Source organism: Bradyrhizobium genomosp. I (2014) (assembly GCF_000261685.1).
In the GTDB taxonomy this organism is placed as follows: domain Bacteria; phylum Pseudomonadota; class Alphaproteobacteria; order Rhizobiales; family Xanthobacteraceae; genus Bradyrhizobium.
The window spans coordinates 1-5,249 of the sequence record NZ_AJQE01000262.1; the positions used below are offsets into that span (position 1 = coordinate 1).

The 5,249-nt window shown below is 64.0% G+C and carries 3 protein-coding genes and 1 pseudogene; all 4 read left to right on the forward strand.

Annotated elements, in window-relative coordinates; genetic code table 11:
* A pseudogene (locus tag IC50_RS24285) lies at positions 1 to 228 on the forward strand (thiamine pyrophosphate-dependent enzyme); the annotation flags it as partial.
* 155 nt (positions 229 to 383) lie between these two features.
* Positions 384 to 1,070, forward strand: a complete 687-nt coding sequence (locus tag IC50_RS24290; RefSeq protein ID WP_035710633.1) for a helix-turn-helix domain-containing protein — start codon at positions 384 to 386, stop codon at positions 1,068 to 1,070.
* Position 1,071: 1 nt separating this feature from the next.
* Positions 1,072 to 2,262 (forward strand): efflux RND transporter periplasmic adaptor subunit, encoded by a 1,191-nt coding sequence (locus IC50_RS24295; RefSeq protein ID WP_035710635.1) that lies wholly within the window; start codon positions 1,072 to 1,074, stop codon positions 2,260 to 2,262.
* A 68-nt stretch (positions 2,263 to 2,330) separates the two neighbouring features.
* Positions 2,331 to 5,249 (forward strand): efflux RND transporter permease subunit (locus IC50_RS24300; RefSeq protein ID WP_035710638.1); only part of this gene is annotated, 2,919 nt, incomplete at its 3' end.

The window sequence follows — 5,249 nt, forward strand, 5'->3', positions numbered from 1 at the left end:
GCCGATCTCGTCGGCGTCGCCAGGGCCTGCGGCATCAGGGATAGCCGGGCTGTCACGACCATGGCCGAGGTCGAGGCCTTCGCCAAAGCCGTCCACGACGTCTCGGCCGGGCCGCGCTTTGCCAATGTGAAGATCGACGGCGCCAGCCTGGAGCGGATCCTGCCAAGCCGGGATGGGACTTACATCCTCAACCGGATCCGCGGTGAGCTCGGCTTCCAGCCGATCTAGCCCGCCGCGGCTCGCAAGACGGGTTCACCCTGCACGCAGGCCGGGTGGCGGGGCAAATTTCCCCTGAATTTGCAACGCATTCAGGTTGCGATGCAACATAGTGCTTGACTTCTGCGTGGGTGAGTGCTTACTCACCCCGCATGAGCTCATTGCGTATGACGAGCGACCTGAGGCGTCAATTGATCCTCGGTGCCGCGAAACGCTGCTTTGCCCGACACGGCTATACCGGCACCACGACGAAGAGCGTGGCGGCCGCCGCTGCCATTTCCGAGGCGCTGCTGTTCAAGCATTTCCCCTCCAAGGCGGCGCTGTATGCCGAGATCCTCAGCGACGAATGCGAGGCGGACCCGGCCCTGATGGAACTGCTCGAACGCGAGCCGTCGACCGCCACGCTGGTCGAAGTGATCCGCGGCATGGTTCAGCATTTCCTCGCGGTCGCGGACGGGCCCGACCAGGAAGAGGCGCAGCGCCTGCGGCTGATGGTCACCAGCCACCTGGATGATGGCGAATTCGCCCGGTTGCTATATGCCAAGATCGAGACGCTGATCGGGGCTGTCTTCGTCACCTCGCTCGAGCGCGCGATTGCGAGCGGTGACGCGCGGCCGTGCGTTGGCGAGCCGCTCAATCTGTTCTGGTTCGCGCATCACTCGGTGATGACCGCGGCGCTGACCAGGCTGCCGGCCACGCCTTGTCTCGCTTACGGCAAGGCGAACGATCTGGAGCGGCAGCTGTGTGAGTTTCTCCTGAGGGGTATCGGACTTAACGACGCCGCAATTGCTTCGCATCTGGGCCGCAATCAGGCCGCGGATGCCGGCGAGGCGGCGATTGCAGAAAGTGCATGACATGAACATCGTAACCGAACACAAGATTTCGGGCGAACCGATCGACAAGGCTCCCAAGCGTCCGGTCCGGCCGGTGCTTTGGTTCATCATCATCGGCACGCTTCTGGCCGCGCTCGTCGGTGGCCTCGTCTGGTTCAATTATTTCCGCGGCCAGATGATCAAGCAGTTCTTCGCCAACAACAAGCCGCCGCCGACCGCCGTCAGCGCGGCCGAGGCCAAATCCGAGGTGGTGCCGAACCTGCTCACCGCGGTCGGCAGCCTTGTCGCCGTGCATCAGGTCGACGTCAGTGCCGACGTCAACGGCCGCGTCACCGAGATCAAGTTCGAGCCGGGTATGCGTGTCGAGGCCGGCACGCCGCTGGTGCAGTTGTTCGACGCGCCGGAGCAGGGCGACCTCGCCAACTACAAGGCGCAGGCGACCGTCGCGCAGCTGTCGCTCGATCGCGCCAAGCAACTCGCCGCGCGCCAGTTCGGTCCGCAGGCGACCGTCGATACCGCGCAGGCCGCCTACGACCAGGCAATGGCCGGCATCGCCAAGACCGAAGCGTTGATCTCGCAAAAGCTGGTGCGCGCGCCGTTCTCCGGCGATCTCGGCATGCGCAAGGTCGAGGTCGGCCAATATCTGACGGCAGGTACGGCGATCGTGTCGCTGACCGATCTGTCGGAGCTGTGGGCCAACTTCACGGTGACGGAAAAGGATTCCGGCAGCCTCAAGGTCGGCCAGACCGTCCGGCTCAAGGTCGACGCCTATCCGGGCCGCACCTTCGAGGGCAAGATCACCACGATCGAGCCGCAGATCGCGGCCGACACCCGCAACATCCGCGTGCAGGCGACGATCGCCAATCCGGAGAAGATCCTCAAGCCCGGCATGTTCGTGACCACCACGGTGGTGCTGCCGGACAAACCGGCCGTGATCACCGTGCCTGAGACGGCGGTCGACTATACGCTTTACGGCGACTCGGTGTTCGTGATCGCCGAGAAGAAGGAGGCGGACGGCAAGACCAGCCTCTCGGCGGTACGCACCTTCGTGCAGACCGGCAACCGGGTCGAAGGCCGTGTCGAGATCGTCAAGGGCCTCAAGGCGGGCGACAAGGTCGTCGCCGTCGGCCAGCTCAAGCTGCAATCGGGCGCGCCGGTCGCGATTTCGACCGACCCGGCCCCGCAGATCCCGGCGCAGCCGCCGCGCTACTGACAACATCCTCGCGTGATCCGGCCCGGCCGGATCACGCATCTTGAGACAAAGAAATCGAGATCGCCGCGATGGCCTTTACCGATATTTTCATCAAGCGCCCGGTTCTGTCGGTCGTCGTCAGCCTGTTGATCCTTCTGATCGGCCTGCGCGCGGCGATGGTGCTGCCGATCCGGCAATATCCGAAGCTGTCGAACACGGTCATCAATATCACGACCGTCTATCCCGGCGCGTCCGCAGACCTGATCCAGGGCTTCATCACTACGCCGATCGAGCAGGCCGTCGCCTCAGCCGAGGGTGTCGACTACATCACCTCGTCCTCGGTGCTCGGCACCTCGACGATCCAGGTCTACATCAAGCTGAACTTCGATCCGAACCAGGCGCTCACCGAGGTGCTGGCGAAGACCAATTCGGTCAAATACCTGATCCCGAAGGAATCCAACGATCCGATCGTCACCAAGACCACGGGCCAGACCACCGCGGTGATGTATCTCGGCTTCTCGTCCGAGGAGCTGTCCGGTTCGGCGATCTCCGACTATCTGACGCGCGTGGTGCAGCCGGTGCTATCGACCGTCGACGGCGTCGCCTCGGCCGACATTCTCGGCGGCCAGACTTTCGCGATGCGTCTGTGGCTCGATCCCGTGAAGATGGCCGGCCGCAACGTGTCGCCGGCCGACGTCGCCGCGGCAATCACCGCCAACAACTTCCAGTCCGCGGCGGGCCAGACCAAGGGCTATCTCATCGTCTCGAACGTCTCGACGAATACCGGCCTCACCGACGTCAACCAGTTCAAGAAGATGATCGTCAAGGCCAAGGACGGCGGCTTCGTGCGGATGGAGGACATCGCCACCGTCGAGCTTGCCGCCCAGAGCACGGACGCCAGTGTTGCCTTCAACGGCGAGCACGCGATCTTCATCGGCGTGCAGGCAACGCCGCAGGGCAACCCGCTGACGCTGGTGAAGGGCGTACGCGCGCTGTTCCCCGAGCTCGAGCGCAATCTGCCGCCATCGATGAAGATGAAGGTGGCCTACGACTCGACCAAGTTCATCCAGTCCTCGATCGACGAGGTCGAGAAGACGCTCGGCGAAGCCGTGATCATCGTGATCGTGGTCATCTTCCTGTTCCTGGCCTCGCTGCGGTCGGTCATCATTCCCGTGGTCACCATTCCGCTGTCGATGATCGGCGTCTGCACCCTGATGCTGGCGCTGGGCTTCAGCTTCAACCTGCTGACGCTGCTCGCGATGGTGCTGGCGATCGGCCTCGTCGTCGACGACGCTATCGTCGTGGTGGAGAACATCCATCGCCACCTCGAGGAGGGCAAGACACCGGTTCAGGCCTCACTACAAGGCGCGCGCGAAATCGTGGGCCCCGTCATTTCGATGACCATCACGCTGGCCGCGGTGTACGCGCCGATCGGCTTCCTTGGTGGTCTCACCGGCTCTTTGTTCCGCGAATTCGCTTTCACCCTCGCGGGCTCGGTGATCGTGTCGGGCATTATCGCGCTGACGCTGTCGCCGATGATGTGCTCGGTGCTGCTGAAGAACGCCGAAGAAGGCCGCTTCGCCAAGCTCGTGAACCGGGTGTTCGGTGCGATGACGCGCTGGTACGGGCGCAGGCTCGATCGCTCGCTCGACTACAAGGCCGTCACCGGCCTGTTCGCGGTGACGATCCTCGGCCTCGTCGGCTTCCTCTATATGCACACCTCCAAGGAGCTGGCGCCCGAGGAAGACCAGGGCATCGTGTTCGCCGTGACCAAGGCCCCGAAATACGCCAACATCGATTATCTCGATTTCTACGGCGACAAGCTCGACAAGGAATTCGCGAAATTCCCCGAGACCGATCTGCGCTTCGTGCTGAACGGCATCAACGGCCCGCAGGGCGGCATCGCCGGCATGCTGCTCAAGCCGTGGGACGAGCGCAAGCGCTCGTCGATCCAGCTGAAGCCGCTGGTGCAGGCCGAGCTCTCCAAGATCGAGGGCGTCCAGGCCTTCGCGTTCAACCTGCCGCCGCTCCCGGGCGGGCCGGGCGGCCTCCCGATCCAGATGGTGATCAATTCCACCGCCGGCTTCCAGACGGTCTATGAGCAGATGGAGAAGCTGAAGGACGCCGCGCGCAAGAGCGGCATGTTCATCGTCTCCGACAGCGACCTCGCCTACAACCAGCCGAACGTGAAGGTGACGATCGACCGCACCAAGGCGCAGGATCTTGGCGTCAACATGCAGAACCTCGGCGCTACGCTCGCGGTGCTGCTCGGCGGCAACTACATCAACCGCTTCAATCTCGAGGGCCGGTCCTACCAGGTGATTCCGCAGGTGCCGCGTGCCAAGCGGCTGTCGCCGGAATCGCTCGGCGGCTACTACGTGACGACCAATACCGGCCAGCAGCTTCCGCTGTCGACCCTGGTGTCCATCGAAACCAAGACCGACCCGAATTCGCTGACTCACTTCAACCAGCTCAATTCGGCGACGTTCTCGGCCGTGCCGATGCCGGGCGTGACCGTCGGTGCGGCGGTGGACTTCCTGGAGGGCGAGGCGAAGAAGCTGCCGCAGGGCTTCAGCCACGACTACCTGGCCGACTCCCGGCAATACGTGCAGGAAGGCAATCAGCTCGCGATCACCTTCGGCTTCGCGCTGATCATCATCTTCCTGGTGCTCGCCGCGCAGTTCGAGAGTCTGCGCGACCCGCTGGTGATCATGATCTCGGTGCCGATGGCGATCGTCGGCGCCTTGATCCCGCTGTTCTTCGGCGCGGCGACCATGAACATCTACACCCAGGTCGGTCTGCTCACCTTGGTCGGCCTGATCACCAAGCACGGCATCCTGATGGTGGAGTTCGCCAACGAGCTCCAGGTCAACGAACGGCTCGACCGCCGCTCAGCCATCGAAATGTCGGCCCGCATCCGCCTGCGGCCGATCCTGATGACGACGGCCGCGATGGTGACCGGCCTGATCCCGCTCCTGACCGCGACCGGCGCGGGCGCGGCCAACCGC

Excerpts from the sequence above, each read along its gene's own strand:
- IC50_RS24295 (WP_035710635.1), top strand. The coding sequence starts at position 1,072 with ATGAACATCGTAACCGAACACAAGATTTCGGGCGAACCGATCGACAAG.
- IC50_RS24290 (WP_035710633.1), top strand. The coding sequence starts at position 384 with ATGACGAGCGACCTGAGGCGTCAATTGATCCTCGGTGCCGCGAAACGC.